Source organism: Pseudomonas sp. No.21 (assembly GCF_054558415.1).
Genome location: NZ_BAAJNO010000006.1, coordinates 402,267 through 424,588, shown reverse-complemented (window position 1 = coordinate 424,588; position 22,322 = coordinate 402,267). Strand labels below are relative to the sequence as shown.

Below are 22,322 nucleotides of genomic sequence, written 5' to 3'. Positions count from 1 at the left end.
TGGAAGATATGCGGGACAAGGTGACGGGCGCGCAGCGCTGGGTGGTGAAGATCGGCAGCGCCTTGCTGACGGCGGATGGTCGCGGCCTGGATCGCGACGCCATGGCGGTCTGGGTCGAGCAGATGGTCGCCCTGCGCAATGCGGGGGTCGAGCTGGTGCTGGTGTCTTCCGGTGCCGTGGCGGCGGGCATGAGTCGCCTGGGCTGGAATGCCCGGCCGAAGGCCATGCATGAACTGCAGGCTGCGGCTGCGGTGGGGCAGATGGGGTTGGTGCAGGCCTGGGAGTCGAGCTTCGGCGAGCATGGCCGGCATACCGCGCAGATCCTCCTGACCCATGACGATCTCTCCGATCGCAAGCGTTACCTCAATGCGCGCAGCACGCTACGCACCCTGGTCGAGCTCGGCACCATCCCGGTGATCAACGAGAACGACACGGTGGTGACCGACGAGATCCGCTTCGGCGACAACGACACCCTGGCGGCCCTGGTGGCCAACCTGGTCGAGGCCGACCTGCTGGTGATCCTCACCGATCGCGACGGCATGTTCGATGCCGACCCGCGCCACAATCCCGATGCGCAACTGATATTCGAAGCCCGTGCGGATGATCCGAGCCTGGATGCGGTCGCTGGCGGCACTGGCGGTGCTCTGGGTCGTGGCGGCATGCAGACCAAGCTGCGTGCGGCACGCCTGGCTGCGCGTTCGGGTGCGCACACGGTGATCGTCGGCGGGCGTATCGAGCGCGTGCTGGACCGCCTCAAGGCTGGCGAGCGCCTGGGTACGCTGCTGGCGCCGGAGCGCGGCATGCTGGCAGCGCGCAAGCAGTGGCTGGCCGGTCATCTGCAGACCCGTGGCACCCTGGTGCTGGATGCGGGTGCGGTCAAGGCGCTGCGTGACGATCGCAAGAGCCTGCTGCCGGTCGGCGTGAAGGCGGTGCAGGGCAGTTTCCGTCGTGGCGAGATGGTGGTCTGTGTCGGCCCGGATGGGCGTGAAGTCGCCCGTGGGCTGGTCAACTACAGCGCTCTGGAAGCGCAGAAGATCATCGGGCAGTCCTCCGAACAGGTGGAGAAGCTGCTCGGCTACGTCGACGAACCCGAGCTGGTGCATCGGGATAACCTGGTTCTGGTCTGAAGGAGCGTTCCAATGCGCATGATCAAGGGGTGGGTGGCGTTGGCTCTGTGCGCGCCTCTGCTGGCCTCTGCCGAGGAGATCGGCTCGGTTTCCACCGTGTTCAAGTGGGTGGGGCCGAACGACAAGATCGTCGTCGAGGCTTTCGATGACCCCAAGGTGGAGGGCGTGACCTGCTACCTGTCCCGGGCCAAGACCGGCGGCGTCAAGGGTGGGCTCGGGCTGGCCGAGGATCGTGCCGAGGCGTCCATCGCCTGCCGTCAGGTGGGTGCCATCCATTTCAAGGGTGAGCTGAAGGATGGCGAGGAGGTGTTCAAGGAGCGCACCTCGCTGGTGTTCAAGACCATGCAGGTGGTGCGTTTCTTCGATCAGAAGCGCAACACGCTGGTGTACCTGGTGTACAGCGATCGAGTGATCGAAGGCAGCCCACAGAACGCGGTCACGGCGATCCCGATCCTGCCCTGGGAGAAGTGAGCCCTGGCGAGCATCGAAGCCCGGTTCGCCGGGCTTTTTTGTGCCTGTCGATTGATGTGGCTTTTCGCAGGCAATAAAAAACCGGCCCTTGGGGCCGGTCTTTCATCAAAAGCAAAGCTTAGGCAGCAGCCTGGCCGAGCGCCTTGATGTGGGCGTTCAGGCGGCTCTTGTGACGAGCGGCTTTGTTCTTGTGGATGATGCCCTTGTCGGCCATGCGGTCGATTACCGGAACGGCCAGGGTGTAGGCGTTCTGGGCCTTGGGCAGGTCCTTGGCATCGAGCGCCTTGACGACGTTCTTGATGTAGGTGCGGACCATGGAGCGCAGGCTGGCGTTATGGCTACGACGCTTCTCAGCCTGTTTTGCGCGTTTTTTGGCAGAAGGTGTATTGGCCACCGTCAAGCTCCTCGAAAACTGGGGGGATACAAACAAATAAGGCCGCGAATCATGCCGATGCGATGAATCAATGTCAAGGGCAGGCGTGGCTTCCCTGCAAAGGGGCGACGAGCGTACCTCATACCGGAGCTCGGCGTGATTTATTTTCGTGCCGGCTCTACACTCGCCGCCTTCGAAAGCAGGGCGCTTTCGGCCCGGCGGCAGCGTTCCCGCCTGGCGGGACTTCCAACGAGCACAAGCCTCCGACCTCCATGAATCTGCTCAAATCGCTGGCCGCCGTCAGTTCCATCACCCTGCTTTCTCGGGTTCTCGGCTTCGTCCGCGACACCATCGTGGCGCGCATCTTCGGCGCCGGCGTGGCCACCGACGCCTTCTTCGTGGCCTTCAAGCTGCCCAACCTGCTGCGGCGGATCTTTGCCGAGGGCGCGTTCTCCCAGGCCTTCGTGCCGATCCTGGCCGAGTACAAGACCCAGCAGGGGGAGGAGGCGACCCGTACCTTCCTGGCCTACGTATCGGGCCTGCTGACGCTGGTGCTGGCGGTGGTCACGGCCCTGGGTGTGCTCGCCGCGCCCTGGGTGATCTGGGCCACGGCGCCGGGCTTCGCCGATACGCCGGAGAAATTCGAGCTGACCACCTCGCTGCTGCGGGTGACCTTCCCCTATATCTTCCTCATTTCCCTGTCCTCCCTCGCCGGGGCTGTACTCAACACCTGGAACCGCTTCGCCGTGCCGGCCTTCGTGCCGACCCTGCTTAACGTGGCGATGATCGTCTTCGCCCTGTTCCTGACTCCTTACTTCGACCCGCCGGTGATGGCCCTGGGCTGGGCGACGCTGGCGGGGGGCCTGGCCCAGCTGCTCTACCAGCTGCCGCACCTGAAACGCATCGGCATGCTCGTGCTGCCGCGCCTGAATCTGCGCGACAGCGGCGTCTGGCGGGTGCTGAAGCAGATGGGGCCGGCGATCTTCGGCGTCTCCGTCAGCCAGATCTCGCTGATCATCAACACCATTTTCGCGTCGTTCCTGGCCGCCGGTTCGGTGTCCTGGATGTACTACGCCGACCGCCTGATGGAGCTGCCGTCCGGGGTGCTCGGCGTCGCCCTGGGCACCATCCTCCTGCCGTCGCTCGCCAAGACCTACGCCAGCGACGACCGCCAGGCCTATTCGCAACTGTTGGACTGGGGGCTGCGCCTGTGCTTCCTGCTGGTGCTGCCCTGTGCGCTGGCGCTGGCGCTGATCGCCGAGCCCCTGACGGTCTCGCTGTTCCAGTACGGCAAGTTCGGTGCCCATGACGCCGAGATGACCCAGCGCGCGCTGATCGCCTATTCGGCGGGGCTGCTCGGGATCATCCTGGTCAAGGTGCTGGCGCCGGGTTTCTATGCGCGGCAGAACCTGCGCACGCCGGTGCGTATTGCGCTGTTCACCCTGGTCGCGACCCAGGCGATGAACCTCGTCTTCATCGGCCCGCTGCAGCATGCTGGCCTGGCGCTGGCCATCGGCCTGGCGGCGTGCCTCAATGCCGCGCTGCTGTATTGGCAGTTGCGTCGGCAGAAACTGTTCGAGCCGCAGCCCGGCTGGCCGATGTTCCTCGCCAAGCTGCTGCTGGCGGTCGCGGTGATGACCGCGGTTCTCGTCGGGGGCATGTGGCTGCTGCCTGCCTGGGACCAGGGCGACATGCTGTTGCGCCTGCTGCGTCTCGGGGCGCTGGTCACCGCCGGCGCCCTCGGCTATTTCGCCACCCTGGCCTTGCTCGGCTTCCGCCTGCGTCACTTCGCCCGGCGCGCGCTCTGAGCCTGCCCGGGCACCCGGAAGGCTCTCGTCACGGCCCGCCTGCGACACGTCAGCGACGCCTGTTGTCTGGTCGCGGGTGTGCGTATAATCGGCCACTTTGTGAACAAGACGTGTGCTATGCAGCTGGTCCGAGGCCTCCACAACCTGCGGCCCCAACTTGGGGGCTGCGTTGCCACTATCGGCAATTTCGACGGCGTACACCGTGGCCATCAGGCCATTCTCAAACGCCTGCGCGAGCGCGCAGGCGAGTTGGGCGTACCCAGCTGCGTGGTGATCTTCGAGCCGCAGCCCCGTGAATTCTTCGGCCCGGACACGGCGCCGGTGCGCCTGACCCGGCTGCGCGACAAGCTCGAGCTGCTGGCAGCCGAGGGCGTCGACCGGGTGCTCTGCCTGGCCTTCAATCGCCGCCTGCGCGAGCTCAGCGCCGCCGAGTTCGTGCACGCCGTGCTGGTCGAGGGGCTTGGGGTCAAGCATCTGGAGATCGGTGATGACTTCCGCTTCGGCTGCGATCGCGCCGGTGACTTCGCCTTCCTGCAGATGGCCGGTGCGGCCGAGGGCTTCAGTGTCGAAGCGGCAGCCACCGTCGAGCTGGATGGTGTGCGGGTGAGCAGCACGCGGGTGCGCCAGGCCCTGGCCGCCGCCGACTTCCCGCTGGCCGAGCGCCTCCTTGGTCGGCCCTTCTCCATCACCGGCCGGGTGCTGCACGGGCAGAAGCTGGCGCGCCAGCTGGGCACGCCCACGGCCAACGTGCAGCTCAAGCGTCGGCGTGTTCCCCTTTCGGGGGTCTTCCTGGTCAGCGTCGAACTGGATGGCGCGCGTCGTCCCGGCGTTGCCAACATCGGCGTGCGTCCCACCGTGAAGGGGGATGGCAAGGCCCACCTGGAAGTGCACCTGCTGGATTATTCCGCCGACCTGTATGACCGGCGCATCAGCGTGACCTTCCACCACAAGCTGCGTGAAGAGCAGCGTTTCGCTTCCCTGGAGGCGCTGAAGTCGGCGATCGACGCGGACGTCGCCGCCGCCCGTGCCTACTGGCAGGGCATCCCCATTCAATGATGAGCCTGGACTGACATGACCGATTACAAAGCGACCCTCAACCTGCCGGAAACGGCATTTCCGATGAAGGCCGGTCTTCCCCAGCGTGAGCCGGAGACCCTGCAGCGCTGGGACTCCATCGGGCTCTACCAGAAGCTGCGCCAGATCGGTGAGGGTCGTCCGAAGTTCGTCCTGCACGACGGCCCGCCCTACGCCAACGGCAGCATCCACATCGGTCACGCGGTCAACAAGATCCTCAAGGACATCATCGTCCGTTCCAAGACCCTGGCCGGCTTCGACGCCCCCTACGTGCCGGGCTGGGATTGCCACGGCCTGCCGATCGAACACAAGGTCGAGACCACCCATGGCAAGAACCTGCCTGCCGACAAGACCCGCGAGCTGTGCCGCGCCTACGCCGCCGAGCAGATCGAGGGGCAGAAGGCCGACTTCATCCGCCTGGGCGTGCTGGGCGAGTGGGACAACCCCTACAAGACCATGGCCTTCGCCAACGAGGCCGGCGAGATCCGCGCGCTGGCCGAGATGGTCAAGCAGGGCTTCGTGTTCAAGGGCCTGAAGCCGGTCAACTGGTGCTTCGATTGCGGCTCCGCCCTGGCTGAGGCCGAGGTCGAGTACCAGGACAAGAAGTCCGATGCCATCGACGTCGCCTTCCTCGTCGAGGATGCCGACAAGCTCGCCGCCGCCTTCGGCCTGTCGAGCCTGGCCAAGCCGGCCGCCATCGTCATCTGGACCACCACCCCCTGGACCATCCCCGCCAACCAGGCGCTGAACGTCCACCCCGAGTTCACCTACGCCCTGGTCGACACCGGGTCGCGCCTGCTGCTGCTGGCCGAGGAGCTGGTGGAATCCTGCCTGGCGCGCTTCGGCCTCGAAGGCCAGGTCATCGCCACCGCCAAGGGCGAGGCGCTGGAGCACATCCGCTTCCGCCATCCGTTCTATGAGCGCCTCTCGCCCGTCTACCTGGCCGAGTACGTCGAGCTGGGCGCCGGCACGGGCGTCGTTCACTCCGCGCCGGCCTATGGCGAGGATGACTTCCGCTCCTGCAAGCACTACGGCATGAGCAACGACGATATCCTCAGCCCGGTGCAGAGCAATGGCGTCTATGTCCAGGACCTGCCGTTCTTCGGCGGCCAGTTCATCTGGAAGGCCAACCCGGCCATCGTCGCCAAGCTGGAAGAAGTGGGCGCGCTGCTCAAGCACGAAAGCATCAACCACAGCTACATGCACTGCTGGCGTCACAAGACCCCGCTGATCTACCGCGCCACCGCGCAGTGGTTCGTCGGCATGGACAAGCAGCCCAACGAAGGTGCCACCTTGCGCGAGCGCGCACTGGCCGGCATCCAGCAGACCGAGTTCATTCCCGCGTGGGGCCAGGCGCGCCTGCACAACATGATCGCCGGTCGCCCGGACTGGTGCATCTCGCGCCAGCGCAACTGGGGCGTGCCGATCCCGTTCTTCCTGCACAAGGCCACGGGCGAGTTGCACCCGCGCACCGTCGAGCTCATGGAAGAGGTGGCCAAGCGTGTCGAGCAGGAGGGCATCGAGGCCTGGTTCAGGCTGGACGCCGCCGAGCTGCTGGGCGACGAGGCTTCGCAATACGACAAGATCAGCGACACCCTGGACGTGTGGTTCGACTCCGGCACCACCCACTGGCACGTGCTGCGCGGCTCCCATGCGGAGCTGGCCCACACCAGCGGTCCGGCTGCCGACCTGTACCTGGAGGGTTCCGACCAGCATCGCGGCTGGTTCCACTCGTCCCTGCTCACCGGTTGCGCCATCGACGGCCATGCGCCTTATCGCCAGTTGCTGACCCACGGCTTCACCGTCGACGAGTCCGGCCGCAAGATGTCCAAGTCCCTGGGCAACACCGTGGTGCCGCAGACCGTGATCGACACCCTGGGCGCCGACATCCTGCGCCTGTGGGTCGCGTCCACCGACTATTCCGGCGAGATCGCCGTGTCCCAGCAGATCCTGCAGCGCAGCGCCGATGCCTATCGCCGCATCCGCAATACCACGCGCTTCATGCTCTCCAACCTCACCGGCTTCGACCCGGCGCAGCACCTGGTACCGGTGGAAGACATGCTGGCGCTTGACCGCTGGGCCGTCGACCGCACCCTGCAGTTGCAGCGCGAGCTGGAAGAGGCCTACGGCGAGTACCGCTTCTGGAATGTTTATTCCCGCGTACACAATTTCTGCGTGCAGGAACTGGGCGGCTTCTACCTCGACATCATCAAGGACCGCCAGTACACCACCCAGGCCGACAGCCTGGCGCGTCGCTCCTGCCAGTCCGCGCTGTTCCACATCGTCGAGGCGCTGGTGCGCTGGATCGCCCCGATCCTGGCCTTCACGGCCGAGGAAATCTGGCAGTTCATGCCGGGCGAGCGCGACGAGTCGGTGATGCTCAACACCTGGTACCAGGGCCTGAGCGAGCTGCCGGAAGGTTTCGAGATGAGCAACGCCTTCTGGGAAGACGTGGTCGCGGTCAAGGCATCGGTGAACAAGGAGCTGGAGAACCTGCGTACCGCCAAGGCCATCGGCGGCAGCCTGCAGGCCGAGGTCACCGTCTTCGCCGAGGAGTCCCTGGCTGCCAAGCTGGCCAAGCTGGGCAATGAGCTGCGCTTCGTGCTGATCACCTCCACCGCCGACGTGCAGCCGCTGGCGGCCGCGCCGGCCGATGCGGTGGAAACCGAAGTGCCGGGCCTGAAGCTGAAGATCCTCAAGTCCGTCCACGCCAAGTGCGGCCGTTGCTGGCACCACCGTGCCGATGTCGGCGTGAACGCCGCGCACCCCGAGCTGTGCGGCCGTTGCGTCGAGAACATCGAAGGCGCCGGCGAGGTCCGTCACTATGCCTGAGGCCCGTTTTGGCCGTCTCGGCTGGTTGCTGCTGAGCGTGCTGGTGTTCCTGCTGGACCAGGCGTCCAAATGGGTGGTGCTGGAGTCGATCCCGTTCCGTGAGCGGATCACCGTCATCCCCGGCTGGTTCGACTGGATCCACGTCTACAACACCGGCGCCGCCTTCAGTTTCCTCGCCGACAGCTCCGGCTGGCAGCGCTGGTTCTTCGCCCTGATCGCCCTGGTGGTCAGCGGCGTGCTGGTGGTCTGGCTCAAGCGCCTGAAGGCCGACGAAACCTGGCTGGCCATCGCGCTGGCCATGGTGCTCGGCGGCGCACTGGGCAACCTCTACGACCGCGTAGTGCTCGGCCACGTGGTCGATTTCATCCTGGTGCATTGGCAGGATCGCTGGTACTTCCCGGCGTTCAACCTGGCCGACAGCGCCATCACCCTGGGCGCCATCATGCTGGCGCTGGATATGTTCAAGTCGAAGAAGTCCGGAGAACCCGCTCATGACTGAGTCTCTCGCCAGCGTCTCGCGTATCGGCCCGGACACGGAAGTCACCCTGCATTTCGCCATCCGGCTGGAGAACGATGATGTCGTCGACAGCACCTTCGGCAAGCAACCGGCTACCTTCAAGGTCGGCGATGGCAACCTGCTGCCCGGTTTCGAGGGCGCCCTGTTCGGCCTCAAGGCCGGTGACAGGCGCGTGCTGCCGATCGAGCCGGAGCAGGGCTTCGGCCAGCCCAACTCGCAGAACGTGCAGGTGATGCCGCGAAGCCAGTTCCAGGACATGGAGCTTTCCGAGGGCCTGCTGATCATCTTCAACGACGCTGCCAACACCGAGTTGCCTGGCGTGGTGAAGAGCTTCGACGACAGCCACGTGACCATCGACTTCAACCACCCGCTGTCCGGCAAGTCGCTGCGCTTCGAGGTGGAGATCCTGGCGGTCAAGCCGGCCTGATTTCATCTCCCGCAGGGGAGGGCGGCCGCAAGGCCCAGAGGTAGACAGCATGCAAATCAAACTCGCCAACCCCCGCGGCTTCTGTGCCGGCGTCGATCGCGCCATCGAGATCGTCAACCGCGCGCTGGAAGTCTTCGGTCCGCCGATCTACGTGCGCCACGAGGTCGTGCACAACAAGTTCGTGGTCGAGGACCTGCGCGCCCGTGGCGCCGTCTTCGTCGAGGAACTGGACCAGGTGCCGGACAACGTCATCGTCATCTTCAGTGCCCACGGTGTTTCCCAGGCCGTGCGCCAGGAAGCCGACCGCCGTGGCCTGAAGGTCTTCGACGCCACTTGCCCGCTGGTGACCAAGGTGCACATGGAAGTCGCGCGCTACAGCCGCGACGGCCGCGAGTGCGTGCTCATCGGCCATGCCGGGCACCCGGAGGTGGAAGGCACCATGGGCCAGTACGACGCCAGCAATGGCGGCGCCATCTACCTGGTGGAGAACGAGGCCGATGTCGAGAGCCTGGTGGTGCGCAACCCCGAGGCGCTGTCCTTCGTCACCCAGACCACCCTGTCCATGGACGACACCAGCCGTGTCATCGACGCCCTGCGCAGCAAGTTCCCCAGCATTGGCGGCCCACGCAAGGACGACATCTGCTACGCCACGCAGAATCGCCAGGACGCGGTCAAGCAGCTCGCCGACGAGAGCGACGTGGTCCTGGTGGTCGGCAGCCCCAACAGCTCCAACTCCAACCGCCTGCGCGAACTCGCCGAGCGCATCGGCACCCCGGCCTACCTCATCGACGGTGCCGAGGACATGCAGCAAGCGTGGTTCGAAGGCGTCGCTCGCATCGGCATCACCGCCGGCGCCTCGGCACCGGAAGTGCTGGTGCAGGGGGTGATCGAACAACTCCGCGCCTGGGGCGCTGAGGTCGCGGTCGAGCTGGATGGCCGGCCGGAGAATGTGACGTTCTCGATGCCGAAGGAGCTGCGGGTCGTCGAGATCAAGTAGCTTCTGACACTCAAGAAAAAGCCCGGCTAATGCCGGGCTTTTTTATCGGAGCTGCGCTACCAGCAGTTGGCAGTCGCGGCCCCTTTGTTTCCACGGCTATCCAGGGTCAGGTTTCCACAGGAATCCGAAGTTTGGGCTCCCTGGCGGGTGGCTGTGAGAATCACGCATTTGTCGATGGTGGTGCCGGTGCAGGCTGCTGCGTTGATGCTGTAGCGAGCATTCTCCGAGATGACCGCACCATTCGCCGCGATGGCATTGCCTGCGGCGTTGCGATAAGCAAGCCCTCCCGTGCCCAGGTTGTCGGTGTAGGTCTGGTTCTGCGAGTAGTAGCGCTCCTGGGCCTGCATGATCTGCATCAGCCAGGCCTGGCCATCGCTGCGCCCCGTGCGCATCACGTAGTTCTGGTAGCTGGGGTAGGCAATCCCGGCAATGATGCCGATGATCGCCACGACTAGCAGCAATTCGATCAGGGTGAACCCCTTCTGCTTGAGCATCAGTTCTCTCTCCAGTAGAGGTCGCGTATCGCTTTGTTGGTTTCGCATATCTGAGCGCCATCCATGCACGCTGTGTCAGGCGGTGTGCAGCCTTCGGCACCGCAGAGCAAGCCTACACGATTGTCGTCGCGCAGGATCGTCGCCGGCTTGGGGGGAATGCCGCCGTGGGCCAGGTCGAAGCTGCGTACCGGTGTTTTGGTACCACTCACCGTCTGCGCGAACACCGCGCTGGCGTCGATCAGGTTCAGCGCGTAGAAACGGCCACGGCCTACGTCCGGACCACAGGTGGTCGTTTGCTGGCCGCTGGGGCGGAACGTGGTGAAGAGCACGGACCCCGCAAAGCTGGTCGAACTGGACAGGACTTTCTCGCCCGAGGGGAATCGGATGAACCAGCCGCTGCTGTTCGCCAACAGGGTCGGGTTGGGCGTGTAGCTGTCACCCGGGGTCAGTTGCGCATACAGCGTGTTGATTTCCTGGCGCTTGGTCGGGATACCGGCAACGGCTGCAGCCTGGGCCTTGCTGATCAAGTAGTTGTAAGCGTCGAACTGGGTGAGTGGTGGCGTTGGATCCTGCGCCGTGGCCTCTGCGAGTTGGGTTGCGTTCAGCAGGTTGCTGCTGGCGCTGTAGGCCTGGTTGGCCAGTGCTTGCAACTCGGATTGCAGGGTCGATGCCTGGCCCGCCAGGGTCAGGCGTTCGCCCTCGAGGCTGGTCAGGAGGTTGGCCTGGGTCACGAGCGGGGAGCTGATAGCCTCGAGATTGGTCTGGTTCTGGGTTTCGGTACGAGCGATCAGATCACCGTTGGTGGTGCCGGCAGGAGTCGCCGGGAGCCCACTGGGCAGGAGGCTCGTGAGCGATGCTTTGGCTGCGTCGAGCTGTGTCAGCTTGCTTGCGGCATCGCTATCTCCTGCAGGAGTACCCAGGTTGTAGGCGGCAATGATCTGAGCCTGCAGTGCTGCGATCTGGGTGATCTTGTCGTTGATGCCGTTCAGGTTGGTCAGCAGGGTCTGGCGAGTCTGATAGGCGGCCGAAGATTCGTAGGCCTCCGTCAGGGTACTCAGGTCGCTTTCCTGGGCACTGGCGTCGCCCCCTGCTGCCTTGGTTGCCGTGATCTGGTTCTGTTTGGCGATGATGGCTGCATATCGGCTGGATAGGTCGCTGTCGTTCAGTGCAGCGGTGATCCTGGCCTGAAGCGCGCCGACATCCGTTCCCTGTGCGTTGTCCAGTTCCGCAGCCTTGAAGCTGCTGGCCGCGCCGGTCGTCGGGGTTTGTGCGTTGAGTTGTACCAGGGCGCTCTGAGCCGATACCACCAGGCTGTGGGACTGCGTACGGCTGTCGGTTTCAGACGCATGATCCTTCACATAGGGATCGTTCCGCAGGATGGTGTCGATCGCGCTCTGCTTCTGGTTGATCGTCGTATTGGTTTCCACCAGGGTGTTGAGCTTGGCCGTATAGCCGATGCTGGTCTGGTAGGCGGTCAATGCATTGCGCGCGTTGGTTTCCGCTGCCGTGAGTGCGTCGATCTCCGCACGCTTGGTGTTTATCTGGTCCTGGATGTCTTGGGCTTGCGCACTGGTCAGGTTGACGCTGCTCACATCGACCAGGTTGCTTTCGGTGATCGACGCGGTGCAGTTGGTGGTGACCGTCGCGGAGCAGTAAGTGGGGGCCGAGTATACGTTCTTGTCCCGGATGACATAGAAGCGGTCCAGCGCGGCTTCGCTCAGCGGGTGGCCGCGATAACCGGAGCCGATGCTGATGGTGTAGTACGACTGGCCGCCACGCTCCTTGATCAGTGCAACGTCGGGTTGGTTGTAGAAGCGGCGGTTGTTTGTCGCGTCGGTGCCGCCGATGTTGGCGATACGGTTGCCGGTCGCGAAGTTGCTGGCGCTGGTGTTGCTCTGGTTGATATCGAAACGGAAGATCTGCCCGCGGGTATCCGAGGTGAAGATGGTATCGATGAGGCCATCGCCGCCCAGGTCGACCAGTGCCGGGTCTGCCGGCATGCTGTTGGTCATGCTGGAAAGCGTGAGGTTGGCGTCGGTATCGCCACTTGGGCCCGCCATCCACAGTTTTTGGCCCGTATTCGCGTTGACCACGTAGAGGGCGTTGCCATAGGAGTCGGTTTTTGGATTGTCCGGCGTCGCATCGTTATCCTGGTTGGTATCGTAGCCGCCGGTGAAAATCAGTACGTCGGTTACTGTGCCGTTCCACTTGACCTTGGCCACCTTGGGGGTCGACCAGGTCTGGCCAAGGCGTGAGAAACCGGTGCTGCCGCCTGAGCCGCCGCGAATGACCCAATTCAGCTTGGGCTGGATTGTTGCCGGATCGCCGGCAGTTGTCGGCGTCATATCCAGCGAATAGTAGTTGCGACCGCCACGCCCCATGCCCGCATACAGCGTGACGCCGCTGACGGCGCGAAGGTTGGTGGTGGTGTCGCGATTGCCGTAGGTCACCTTGAGGTCGAACTGGCCATCGATCCCGTACTTCTTGTTGATGCTCCCCTGGGGATCGTCGTAGTAGGACTTCAGGTTGCCTAGCAGTTCCTTGGGGATGAACGAAAAGAGTTCGTTGCCATTGGCGGGATTGATCGCGCCGATGAAGCCTTCGTTGGTGCCATAAAACAGCGCGAGCTTGTCCTGTGTCGTGCCAGCGGAGATACGCGCGATGTCTTCATCGCTGGTGTATGCAACGACCTTGGGGGCGTTGTGCAGTACGTCCGCGATCTGCGCGCGAATGCTGCTATCTGCTGGGTTGGTGCCGCGTGCCCAGGTGAGGAGGTTGCCTTTGTAGGCGTCGGTCATGCTCGCATCGCCCAGCATTGTCTTGGTCAAGGCTGTGTTGCTGTTGAGTAGCAGGTGAGCGGACCCGGTCAGGTTGACCGAAGTGCTACTGGCATTGGTGCGCGGCTCGAGGTTGCTGCCGGTATAGGTGTAGAGCTTGCGGTTGGCCGGGTCAGTCAAACGGCTGGCCGCACCTCCCAGGCCTGCGTTCTTGCCGTCCGCCGATGCGCTCCAGTAGCTCTGCGCGCTGTCAGCGAAGAAGCCGGTGCTGGAGTCGACGGCGTTGTTGCCGTTGGCATCGGTCACGACAAGATTGCCGCTGCTGTCAGAAGTGGCCTTGTATTTCTTGATGTTACCCAGCCAGCGCGCACCTTTGGCAGGGCGGAACAGCGCATAGTAAAGATCATTGCGATAGCCGAAGTTGCTATAGGCGCTCACCGAAACCGTTGGGGTCGTGAAGGTGGTGTTTTCGGCAAGAATGTCGACGATGATCGACTTCAACGAGGTCACGAGGCCCGATGTGTCATTGGTGGTGAAGAACTTGCCCTGGCCCAGGGCAGCAGTATCGCTGAGCAATCGAGTGTCGGCGATATTGCCGAAGCCGATGGTGTAAGTGGAAATGGTCTGTTTGCCAGTGACCGATGCCGGCCCGTTGTCGTTGTTGGCCAGCCATTCTGCCAGGCCTGGCATCCAGCACCCGGCATTGGCTTCGCCGTCGGTTGGATAGCCTCGGTTGCAGGAGGTGTAGTTGGTGTTCGCTGTTGCCGTACGGGTAAGGTCCCGTATTGCCGTGTTGCTGCTGCTATCGTCGTTTGGCAAACCGTCGGTCAGTACGATGATGTTGGATTTCTGGCAAGAGTTCTGGATCGGTGACAGGTAGCTGCCGCCCGAGTAGGACGTCGTTGCGCTGTTCCAGGGGTTGCGTGTGCTGGAGCCCTTGGCGTTTTCTATGACGCCGCGGGAGCTGTTGCCGTAAATCAAGGCGGCACCACGCATGTACTGGGCTGCCTCATGGTAGCTTTCGAGCAGCGGAGTGGAGCCACTGGCGTAATAGCTATTCAGTTGCGTTTTGAATGTGTTGGCCACAGTCGCAGCTTGCTGTACCGGCACATTGACGAAGCCGCCTTCGTTGTCGGAGCTGAAGCGGACCAAGCCGATATTTGAGTCGTTGGATAGAGCCAGCTCGTCGACGAGTTGGTTGACGACTTCCTTCACCACTTGAATGCGGGTGAGCTGGCCATTGTTCGCGCGGTTTGTCCTGGCCTCTGTGCTGGTGCACCAGTTGCGGGGTATGCCGTCAGCGGTCCTATCGAGGGGCGTCAGGGAGTTGCAGTTGGTACCGGGGACGCCGCTTTGCATGGATCCGGAAGTGTCGATTACGAAAAGAATATTGGGGCGTACACGCTGATCCGCTGGCAATTCGCGTGTGGTATAGATCTCGGTGTCATCCGCCATCGCCGTAGTAAGAGATAGAGCCAGATAGGTAAAGGCCGAGGCGCCTATGCTGAGTTGTCGCTTGATGCTCATGGTGGTACCTCGGACTTAATTCAGGAAAAGTTCGGTGACGACCGGTGGCGTGCCCGGCTCATAGAACACGGAGCCTTGCCAGTCGATTTTCATGCCCAATTGAGAAAAGCTGCTGGGCTCGCCTTGAAGGTAGAGGGCGGTCTGACTTGTCACTTGCATCTTTAGCGGCTCGCACCCGGTGCAGGGAGTGGCGAGGAGATATCCCGTGGCTCCTTCATCAGCCTTGTTGGTCAGGTTGAGGATGATGATGGCGCTTTCGACATACTTGGGAGGCGCTTCTTGGGTTTCATCTGCTGAAGTCGATGCAGCGAAAGTGGCTGCCAACAAGGCAACGGCGCTCAGCTTTGCGTACAGGTTCATATCTGGCCCCGAAGCTTATTTGAGGTTGAAGAAAACCAGGCCCTGGGTCTGGTCGGAATAGGCGCCGCTGGTACCGATGGTCGCGACGTTTCTCACTTCATACTGGCGGCAGGTGTAGTTACCGAAGGAATAGCCCTGGCCGAAACTGGCGCAATCCAGATCACCCATGCTGCGTAGCTTGGGCGTTTGAGGTATCGCGCTCGTGGCGGTCCGCGCCGTCAGGGTCTGCAGTTCACGAAGATTGGGGAAGCGCGCGATGATGGTCGCATTCGACTCGCCGTTGGGCGAGCTGGAGGGGCTGGTGACGGCGGTTGCCTCCATTGCGGACATCAAGGGTTGACGATTGGCTACGACGTTGAAGCGCAGGAGTTGCGCGCGGATTTCCGTCTGGCTTGCCTGGAAGGCCGTATTGCGGAACTGATTGCTGCTGGCCATGCGTTCATCGTTCGTTGCAAAGCGAACGGCCGTGATTCCGGCAGCGGTCAGTACCACCAGGAAAACCAGGGCCACTATTAGGGTGGCGCCGGCCTGGGAGGCGAGAGGGGAGACTGCTTTCATCGTCAGGCCTCAGTAGTTGTTCTTGAACTGGATGGTGGTGGTGAACACTTGCCGCGCCCGCCCATCGTTGAATGAGAGCGGAGCCGCATCCAGCAGGTAGAAGTTGCGCTGCGGCGGTGCCGGGTTCAGGACATCGACCGAGTTGGCTAGCAGGGCGATGCGAACGGCGATGACCTTGGTCCAGTTGGTTACACGGTCCGAGGACACGAATTGATTGACGCTCTTGGAGTCCCCGGCGCTATCCACACCGTACTGCACCTGCAGGGCATCAATGCCGTCGATGAGCCGCTGTTGCGGGCTGAGGACGGCGTTGGTCGTCCTGTTGAACGACTTGCAAGCCAATGATGGCAGCGGGTTATCGGCGTCTGCGGCGAGAATGAAATAGGTGTTGGTAACCAGGTTGTTATCGGGCACGGTAGCGCCGGTGCAGTCGCGTTTTACCCCTTCGATGATCGGGGGCTCGAACGTGAAACTGACGACGTCCGATGCGCTTGCACTACCGTTCAGAGCGCAAGGGTTATTACTGGAGTTACCGACGCCGCAGCCCTCTTTCTCGATGGGCAGGGGGCGATCCAGCGGGGCGCCTGGAGACAGGTAACCGCCCAGTCTGGCGCTCTGGCTGATGAACTCGAGCCCGAAGCGTCCATTCTCCTGAAGCTTGGACATGGCGTCGTTGGTGGCGAACGTCTGTTTGCTGGCGATGAATACCTGGATCACACCGAGCAGCAGGATCAGCCCAAGGGTCAGGCCGATCATCAGCTCGACCAGGCTCAGGCCAGCCTGGCGCTTGGATAGGTGATAGGAGGACTTGTTATTCATCGTTGCACCTGCACGCTTCCGGACAGGTTCTGTCCGCTGGAGTTCTTCTCTGCCTTGCTCTGCCAGTTCGCCGTGATCGTGAGCTGAGTGCCAGAGGCGACGACGGCCAGGGGAGGGGTGCCGCTCGCGGCGAGCGCCATGAAGTCTCGGCTGTTGTAACGGCCTTCTCGAGCCGTAGCGTTAGCCGTATAGGTGCTGTTACCGCTGTAGGGGCACTGCGCCTCCCAGCGGTCGAACGCTGCCATCTGTGCAGCCGTGCAGTTGGTTGCGTTGACCTTGGCACCACTGATGGGGTCGTAGTAGTCAGCACAGCGCTGGGCGGGCAGGTTGCTGCAATTTGGCGCTGAGGTGTAGTTGGCCAGCGAGGCTTCCGGGTTGGAACGGATGCGCTCCGCGAGCTCCTGTATCACCCAGGTGGCCTGGGTGCGCTGGCTGCTATCGCCTGAGCTTTGCAGTGCATTGAGCTGCAGGGCTGCGAAGCCGAGCAGGCCGACGGCGAAGATTACCAGAGCGATCAGCACCTCGATCAGTGAGGCACCCAGTTGCTGGCGGGTGGAATTAGCAATCTGCATCGCGATTGACCTTCTTGATGGAGGCTTTGCCCATGGCGTTCACGTAGACGCAGCGTGCAGTGGCGTCGTCGGCCTTGAGTTTGCTGGAGGTGACCTTGAATGCCTGGGCGCTGATGCCGGACAACAGGGTGCCGTCGCGGCGGAATGTCAGCCGGTTGGTGGCCTGGAGATAGGGCGCGTTGATCTGTACGTCGCTAGGTGATCCCTGGAAGCTGCGGATCACGGCAGAATCGCTGCAGTTGTTGATGGCGGTCGTGCCGACACACCAGCCATTGGTCCAGCCGTCTTCATTGTTCGCTGCTGGCAGAACGACCACATTGGCATTCAGCTTGGTGGCTTCCACGCGAGCGAATACCAGCGCGTTCATCAATTCGCTCGCCTGCCCCCCTACGCGTTGGCGGATGATGAAGCCCGTAAGGTTGGGGAGGGCGATGGCGGCCACTATCCCCAGGATGATGACGGTCACCATCAACTCGATCAAACTGAACCCGCGTGTACGTTCCATGAAAGCTCCCTCTGCTCAGCCTGTAAGCTAGCGAGCCGGGGATGCAAGCTCAAACATCCTGGGATGGTCGGCTATGAGTCGGGCACGAGCGGTATTCCTGGCCGACCATTCAGACTATTCTTCTGCCTCTTTAAGAAGTACACGGCCTTGGCGGTTAATGACGATTCGCCTGCTCGTGCCGAATGTCATTGATTTCATGAGAAATGTGCCGTTGCTCACGTAGGTCTGTCCTTGGGCGTTGAAGTGAAGCGCATGGCCACCGCCCATGCCTCGCCAGGTGAGTTCCAGCCCTTCCGGCAGCTCGAGAATCCGCATGAGGTCCTCCTCGCTACGCAACTCTCGCTTGCCTGCTTCGTCTTCGAAAATGCTCAGGGTGCCGCTCCAGTCCCTGGAGCATTGATTGCCGGCATCCAGTGGGCACAGGGTGGTGCGGACGTTATGCGCGAAAGCGTGGTGCCGAGCGAACTGGATGGAGTGGGCGAGTTCGCTGGCGAAGGAATACAGCTTGTGCTGGTGGTGCATGCGATTCAGTGTTGGCACGCCAAGGGTGAGCAAGGTGGCAGCGCTGGCCAGGCAGATGAGTTGTTCGAGCAGACTGAGTCCGTGGTGCTTGCGTACATCCATGTTTTTACTCTCCATTTCCCTGGAGCTTCTAAGAGGAGGCTGTGGTGTCTGTCCTGATCGTTGGTGGTGGGGCCATAGGGCTGTTGACTGCCCTTGAGCTCGCTGAACAAGAGAGCGTCGTGCTCATCGAGCGTCAGCGGGTCGGAACGGAGTCGTCCTGGGCGGGTGGTGGAATTGTATCGCCGCTTTATCCGTGGCGTTACAGCGATGCAGTGACGGCTCTGGCTCATTGGTCGCAGGATTTCTACCCGCCCCTGGGTCAGGCATTGCTGCGGCAAACCGGGATCGACCCCGAAGTCCATAGAACCGGTCTGTATTGGCTCGACCTCGAGGATGAAGCGCAAGCCCTGGCGTGGGCCGCAGGGCGCAAGCGTCCGATTTCCCGCGTCTCTATCGGCTCGGTCAAGGCAGCGGTTCCCCCACTGGCCGACGCTTATTCAACGGCCATCCACATGGCCGACGTCGCCAATGTCCGCAATCCGCGCCTTACCCGTGCGTTGCGCGAGGCCCTGCTTCAATTGCCCAATGTCACTCTCCGCGAAGATTGCGCCGTGGATGGTTTCATCCAGGAAGGCGGGCGTGTCGTCGGGGTTCGCACCTCGCAGGGAGAGGTCCGTGCGGATCGCGTGGTGCTCTGTGCCGGCGCCTGGAGTGGGGAGTTGCTGGCGACGCTCGGGCTCGATTTGCCCGTGGAGCCGGTGAAGGGACAGATGATCCTGTTCAAATGCGCCGAGGACTTCCTGCCGAGCATGGTACTGGCCAAGGGGCGCTATGCGATTCCGCGGCGCGACGGTCACATCCTGGTGGGCAGCACCCTGGAGCATGAAGGCTTCGACAAGACGCCGACCGAGGCCGCACTGGAAAGCCTGAGGGCGTCGGCCATCGAGATGCTGCCGGCGCTGGCGGAGGCCGAGGTGGTCGGCCATTGGGCCGGATTGCGGCCGGGGTCGCCCGACGGCATTCCCTTCATCGGGCCTGTGCCCGGTTTCGATGGGCTCTGGCTGAACTGCGGTCATTACCGCAATGGACTGGTGCTGGCGCCCGCGTCCTGCCGGCTGCTCACCGACCTGATGCTGGGGCGCGAGCCCATCGTCGACCCCGCGCCCTATGCCCCGGAAGCGCGCCTGAAACCGCAGGCCTGATGCCGCTGGGGATCAGTCGATCCCCAGTTTCTTCAGGCGGTAGCGCATCGAGCGGAAGGTCAGGCCCAGGCGCTGGGCTGCGGCGGTGCGGTTCCAGCGGGTTTCCTCCAGGGCCTGCATGATGAGCTTGCGCTCGATCTCTTCCAGGTAATCCTCGAGGTTGCTGACATGCGCCAGGTCGGCCTCGCCGCTTTCCGACGGTGCGGGCGCGTCGGCCAGGCGCAGGTCCTCCGGCTGGATCTGGTCGTTGTCGCACAGCGTGTAGGCCCGCTCGAGCATGTTTTCCAGCTCGCGGACGTTGCCGGGGAAGCGATAGCTCTTGAGCTTTTCCATGGCATCGCGGGTGATGCTGGCCGCAGCGCTGTCCGCAGCCAGGCGCTTGAGCATCACATCGGCCAGTTGCGGGATGTCCTCGCGGCGCTCGCGCAGCGGGGGGACGCTGAGTTCGATGACGTTCAGGCGGTAGTAGAGGTCCTGGCGGAAGCGCCCGGCCGCCACTTCGGCAGCCAGGTCCTTGTGGGTGGCGCTGAGAATGCGCACGTCCACCACCACTTCCTGCTGGCCGCCTATGGTGCGTATGGCCTTTTCCTGGATGGCACGCAGCAGTTTCACCTGCATGGGCAGGGGCAGGTCTGCCACTTCGTCCAGGAACAGGGTGCCGCCATGGGCTGCCTGGAACAGGCCGATCTTGTCTTCGATGGCGCCGGTGAAGCTGCCTTTCTTGTGGCCGAAGAACTCGCTTTCCATCAGTTCCGAGGGGATGGCGCCGCAGTTGACCGGTACGAAGGGGTCTTCGTGGCGCGGGCCCTGCTCGTGGATCATGCGCGCCACCAGTTCCTTGCCGCTGCCGGACTCACCGCTGATGTAGACGGGGGCCTGGCTGCGCGCGAGCTTCTGGATCTGGTTGCGCAGTGCCTTCATCGGCGGTGAGTCGCCGAGCAGGCGGTTGTCCATCGGCGTGTCGCCGCTGCCGCTGGTGCGCAGGCGCAGGGCCGCGGCGACCAGCTCGCGAAGCCGGCCGAGGTCCACCGGCTTGGTGAGGAAGTCGAAAGCGCCGGCCTTCAGTGCGTTGACGGCGGTGTCCAGGCTGCCATAGGCGGTGATCATCGCCACCGGGACCTGCGGATGGCGCTGCTGGATGTGCTGCACGAGGTCGAGGCCGGTGCCGTCCGGCAGGCGCATGTCGGTCAGGCACAGGTCGAAGGGTTCGGCGGCGAGGAGTTCACGGGCTTCCTTGACGTTGCGGGCGCTGCGGGTATCCAGCTTCATACGGCCGAGGGTGATCTCCAGCAGCTCGCGGATATCGGGCTCGTCGTCGACGATGAGTGCTCTCTGTCTGGTCATGGTCAGCTCAATTTGCGCGGGTGGGCAAAGGTAATGCGAAAACAGCTGCCGCCGGTTTCGCGTGGGCGGTAGTCGAGGCGGGCCTGGTTGCTCTCGCACAGCTCGCGCGAGATGTACAGGCCGAGCCCGGTACCCTTGCTTTCAGTCGTGTAGAAGGGTTCGAAGATGTGCTGCACCTGCTCGGGCGGCACCCCGGCTCCATCATCCATGATCTCCAGGATGGGCAGGTCGCTTTCCGGATCACGGAATAGGCGAAGCCAGACCTGTCCGACCTTGTTCTTCTGAAAACTGTAGCGCAGACCGTTCTGTACCAGGTTGGTCAGTACCTGGGTCAGCTGGTGCGGGTCCATGCGGGTCTGGATGGTGCCGCTGTTGGTCTCGATGTGCAGCGTCTGGCCGGGGCCGGATGCGTTGCGGAATTCGCTGGCGAAACGGTGCAGCCAGTACTTCAGGTCGAGCAGCTGGGGTTCCGACTGGCGGCGGCGTGACAGCTGCAGGACGTTCTCGATCACCAGGTTCATGCGTCTCGACTGGTCCTGGATGATCTGCGCCAGGCGTCGGTCTGGCCCGGTCAGCTCTTCCGATTCCTGCAGCAGCTGGGCCGCATGGCTGATGGCGCCCAGGGGGTTGCGTATCTCATGGGCGATGCCGGCGGTCAGGCGGCCGAGGGAGGCGAGCTTGAGCTGTTGCGCCTGCTGGGCGATCTGCGAGATGTCTTCGAGGAAGATCAGGGTGTCGCGTTGCTCGCCCCGTTGCAGCGGTACGAAACTGGGTTGCAGCACCGGGCCTTCGGGCGTGGCCTGCAGGCTCTGCGGACGCAGGGCCGGGTTGTCCATCCATTGCTGGAGGCGCTTGACCAGTTCCGGGCTCTGCGGGTCGATGATGCGCCCGGCGAGGTCATCGCGGCCCAGCAGGGTCTGGGCGCCCTGGTTGGCCAGGAGCACGCGGTGTTGCGCGTCGAGCACCAGGATGCCGGTGCGCATCCGTTGCAGGATCAGGGCGTTGAGTGCCTCGAGGTTGGCGACGTCGGCGGCGCGCTTTTCCGCCAGGGTCTCGCTCAGTTGCAGGCGTTTGCTGATGCCCTGGACGAAGAGGGCGGCGGCGAAGCAGAGGGCGCCGAGCGCACCGGCCTGTACGTACTGGTTGGCGACTTCCGGGCGGCTGAGGCTGAGGTAGAAGGTCAGGTAGATCATGCCGATGGTGGCGACGGCGGCGATCAGCAGGCCGACCCGGCCCCGGAGCAGGATGTTGGCGATGGCCACCGCGACTATCACCAGGTTGCCGATGCCGCTGGGCGTACCGCCGGCCGCATAGAACAGGCAGGACAGCAGGATCACGTCCACGAGTGCCAGGCTGAACACCTGCAGCATGTGTTTCGGATGGCGGACCATCAGGGCGATCAGGATGTTCAGCAGCAGGTAGAACCAGCAGGCGTTGCGGAACAGTTGCGCACGGGCGAGGTCGAGCAGTTCGCTGTCCAGCTCGCTGGAGATCAGCCCGACCAGTGCGAGGCCGATGATCAGCCGGTAGAGGTTGTAGAGGCGGAAGATGCGCCGCGCCGGCTGCCCGCCCAGGACCGTCGACTCACCGCTCACCGCTGGTGGTGTCCTGTTCCAGGTGGGCGCGGCTGCAGTACCAGCGCTCGCCATTGGCCAGCGCATGGGCCTGCGGCACATGCACGCCGCACTGGCTGCATCGCACCATCGGGCTGGCAGCCTCGTCCGTGGGTTTCTGCGGGCGCGGGGCTGGTGGTGCCTTCATCCGGCGCCAGACCCAGACAGCGGCGAAGATCACAACAATCCAGAACAGCAGGCGGATCATCCCGGCGAGCTCACTTGTCATTGAAAGGAGCGCAGTTTAGCCAAGCCGGTGGCCCGCGCACAGCGGGGAGGCTGAGAGCTGTGCGTCAGGTCCCCTGGCGATGCCTGGAGCGGGAGGGGCACTTTCATCGGGACAAAAAAAGAGGCCCGCAGG

General features: G+C 63.4%; 21 protein-coding genes. 9 read left to right on the top strand and 12 right to left on the bottom strand.

The genetic code is table 11. The features are described 5' to 3' along the window. Window positions 1–8: 8 nt before the first annotated feature. Window positions 9–1,127: a glutamate 5-kinase gene (gene proB, locus ACYJSS_RS15095; RefSeq protein ID WP_111259739.1), complete on the top strand. Its 1,119-nt coding sequence runs from the start codon at window positions 9–11 to the stop codon at window positions 1,125–1,127. Between the two features lie 12 nt (window positions 1,128–1,139). Next, entirely contained in the window at window positions 1,140–1,598 is a 459-nt protein-coding gene (locus tag ACYJSS_RS15090) for a CreA family protein (protein ID WP_236204765.1), read from the top strand. 118 nt (window positions 1,599–1,716) lie between these two features. Here the strand turns inward: ACYJSS_RS15090 and rpsT are convergent, their stop codons facing one another. Continuing rightward, the gene (gene rpsT, locus ACYJSS_RS15085) at window positions 1,717–1,992 is read right to left on the bottom strand and encodes a 30S ribosomal protein S20 (protein WP_111259741.1); all 276 of its coding nucleotides are present in this window, start codon (window positions 1,990–1,992) and stop codon (window positions 1,717–1,719) included. Between the two features lie 251 nt (window positions 1,993–2,243). Between rpsT and murJ the strand changes: the two genes are divergently transcribed. The 6 genes from murJ (at window position 2,244) to ispH (ending at window position 9,626) form a co-directional block, all read left to right on the top strand. Further along, window positions 2,244–3,779 carry a murein biosynthesis integral membrane protein MurJ gene (gene murJ, locus ACYJSS_RS15080; protein WP_111259742.1) on the top strand — a complete coding sequence of 512 codons (1,536 nt, stop codon included), beginning with the start codon at window positions 2,244–2,246 and terminating at the stop codon, window positions 3,777–3,779. 117 nt (window positions 3,780–3,896) lie between these two features. Then, on the top strand, window positions 3,897–4,835 hold the full coding sequence (ribF, locus tag ACYJSS_RS15075; RefSeq protein ID WP_111259743.1) for a bifunctional riboflavin kinase/FAD synthetase: 939 nt from the start codon (window positions 3,897–3,899) through the stop codon (window positions 4,833–4,835). Between the two features lie 15 nt (window positions 4,836–4,850). Beyond that, entirely contained in the window at window positions 4,851–7,685 is a 2,835-nt protein-coding gene (gene ileS, locus ACYJSS_RS15070) for an isoleucine--tRNA ligase (protein WP_236204764.1), read from the top strand. Further along, window positions 7,678–8,184: a signal peptidase II gene (lspA, locus tag ACYJSS_RS15065; protein ID WP_111259745.1), complete on the top strand. Its 507-nt coding sequence runs from the start codon at window positions 7,678–7,680 to the stop codon at window positions 8,182–8,184. The genes ileS and lspA overlap by 8 nt, the downstream gene beginning before the upstream one ends. Beyond that, window positions 8,177–8,629: an FKBP-type peptidyl-prolyl cis-trans isomerase gene (locus tag ACYJSS_RS15060; protein WP_111259746.1), complete on the top strand. Its 453-nt coding sequence runs from the start codon at window positions 8,177–8,179 to the stop codon at window positions 8,627–8,629. The genes lspA and ACYJSS_RS15060 overlap by 8 nt, the downstream gene beginning before the upstream one ends. Window positions 8,630–8,678: 49 nt before the next feature. Then, window positions 8,679–9,626 carry a 4-hydroxy-3-methylbut-2-enyl diphosphate reductase gene (gene ispH, locus ACYJSS_RS15055; protein ID WP_236204763.1) on the top strand — a complete coding sequence of 316 codons (948 nt, stop codon included), beginning with the start codon at window positions 8,679–8,681 and terminating at the stop codon, window positions 9,624–9,626. Window positions 9,627–9,682: 56 nt separating this feature from the next. Here ispH and ACYJSS_RS15050 read toward each other — a convergent pair whose 3' ends face one another. From ACYJSS_RS15050 to ACYJSS_RS15015, 8 genes are all read right to left on the bottom strand, one after another. Further along, window positions 9,683–10,120: a type IV pilin protein gene (locus ACYJSS_RS15050; protein WP_111259748.1), complete on the bottom strand. Its 438-nt coding sequence runs from the start codon at window positions 10,118–10,120 to the stop codon at window positions 9,683–9,685. Beyond that, window positions 10,120–14,424, bottom strand: coding sequence for a pilus assembly protein PilY (locus tag ACYJSS_RS15045; protein WP_146602980.1), 4,305 nt, complete (start codon window positions 14,422–14,424; stop codon window positions 10,120–10,122). Before ACYJSS_RS15045 ends, ACYJSS_RS15050 begins: the two co-directional genes overlap by 1 nt. A gap of 15 nt (window positions 14,425–14,439) precedes the next feature. Continuing rightward, window positions 14,440–14,784 (bottom strand): hypothetical protein, encoded by a 345-nt coding sequence (locus ACYJSS_RS15040; protein WP_111259750.1) that lies wholly within the window; start codon window positions 14,782–14,784, stop codon window positions 14,440–14,442. 15 nt (window positions 14,785–14,799) lie between these two features. Beyond that, on the bottom strand, window positions 14,800–15,342 hold the full coding sequence (locus ACYJSS_RS15035; protein WP_111259751.1) for a pilus assembly PilX family protein: 543 nt from the start codon (window positions 15,340–15,342) through the stop codon (window positions 14,800–14,802). A 9-nt stretch (window positions 15,343–15,351) separates the two neighbouring features. Continuing rightward, window positions 15,352–16,161, bottom strand: coding sequence for a PilW family protein (locus ACYJSS_RS15030; protein ID WP_111259752.1), 810 nt, complete (start codon window positions 16,159–16,161; stop codon window positions 15,352–15,354). Beyond that, on the bottom strand, window positions 16,158–16,733 hold the full coding sequence (gene pilV / locus ACYJSS_RS15025) for a type IV pilus modification protein PilV (protein ID WP_111259753.1): 576 nt from the start codon (window positions 16,731–16,733) through the stop codon (window positions 16,158–16,160). Before pilV ends, ACYJSS_RS15030 begins: the two co-directional genes overlap by 4 nt. Beyond that, window positions 16,720–17,238 carry a GspH/FimT family pseudopilin gene (locus tag ACYJSS_RS15020; protein ID WP_111259754.1) on the bottom strand — a complete coding sequence of 173 codons (519 nt, stop codon included), beginning with the start codon at window positions 17,236–17,238 and terminating at the stop codon, window positions 16,720–16,722. Before ACYJSS_RS15020 ends, pilV begins: the two co-directional genes overlap by 14 nt. Before the next feature lie 114 nt (window positions 17,239–17,352). Continuing rightward, window positions 17,353–17,862 (bottom strand): GspH/FimT family pseudopilin, encoded by a 510-nt coding sequence (locus ACYJSS_RS15015; RefSeq protein ID WP_158545565.1) that lies wholly within the window; start codon window positions 17,860–17,862, stop codon window positions 17,353–17,355. A 44-nt stretch (window positions 17,863–17,906) separates the two neighbouring features. Here ACYJSS_RS15015 and thiO point away from each other — a divergent pair, with 44 nt between their 5' ends. Next, on the top strand, window positions 17,907–19,004 hold the full coding sequence (thiO, locus tag ACYJSS_RS15010; RefSeq protein ID WP_236204762.1) for a glycine oxidase ThiO: 1,098 nt from the start codon (window positions 17,907–17,909) through the stop codon (window positions 19,002–19,004). A 12-nt stretch (window positions 19,005–19,016) separates the two neighbouring features. Here thiO and ACYJSS_RS15005 read toward each other — a convergent pair whose 3' ends face one another. Genes ACYJSS_RS15005 through ACYJSS_RS14995 form a run of 3 tightly spaced genes read right to left on the bottom strand, consistent with a single transcriptional unit; the run spans window position 19,017 to window position 22,169 of the window. After that, a complete protein-coding gene (locus tag ACYJSS_RS15005) occupies window positions 19,017–20,348 on the bottom strand; it encodes a sigma-54-dependent transcriptional regulator (protein ID WP_111259756.1) in 1,332 nt (443 codons plus the stop codon). A 2-nt stretch (window positions 20,349–20,350) separates the two neighbouring features. Then, on the bottom strand, window positions 20,351–21,943 hold the full coding sequence (locus tag ACYJSS_RS15000; protein ID WP_236204761.1) for a sensor histidine kinase: 1,593 nt from the start codon (window positions 21,941–21,943) through the stop codon (window positions 20,351–20,353). Then, the gene (locus ACYJSS_RS14995; RefSeq protein WP_111259758.1) at window positions 21,933–22,169 is read right to left on the bottom strand and encodes a PP0621 family protein; all 237 of its coding nucleotides are present in this window, start codon (window positions 22,167–22,169) and stop codon (window positions 21,933–21,935) included. Before ACYJSS_RS14995 ends, ACYJSS_RS15000 begins: the two co-directional genes overlap by 11 nt. Between the last annotated feature and the right edge of the window lie 153 nt (window positions 22,170–22,322).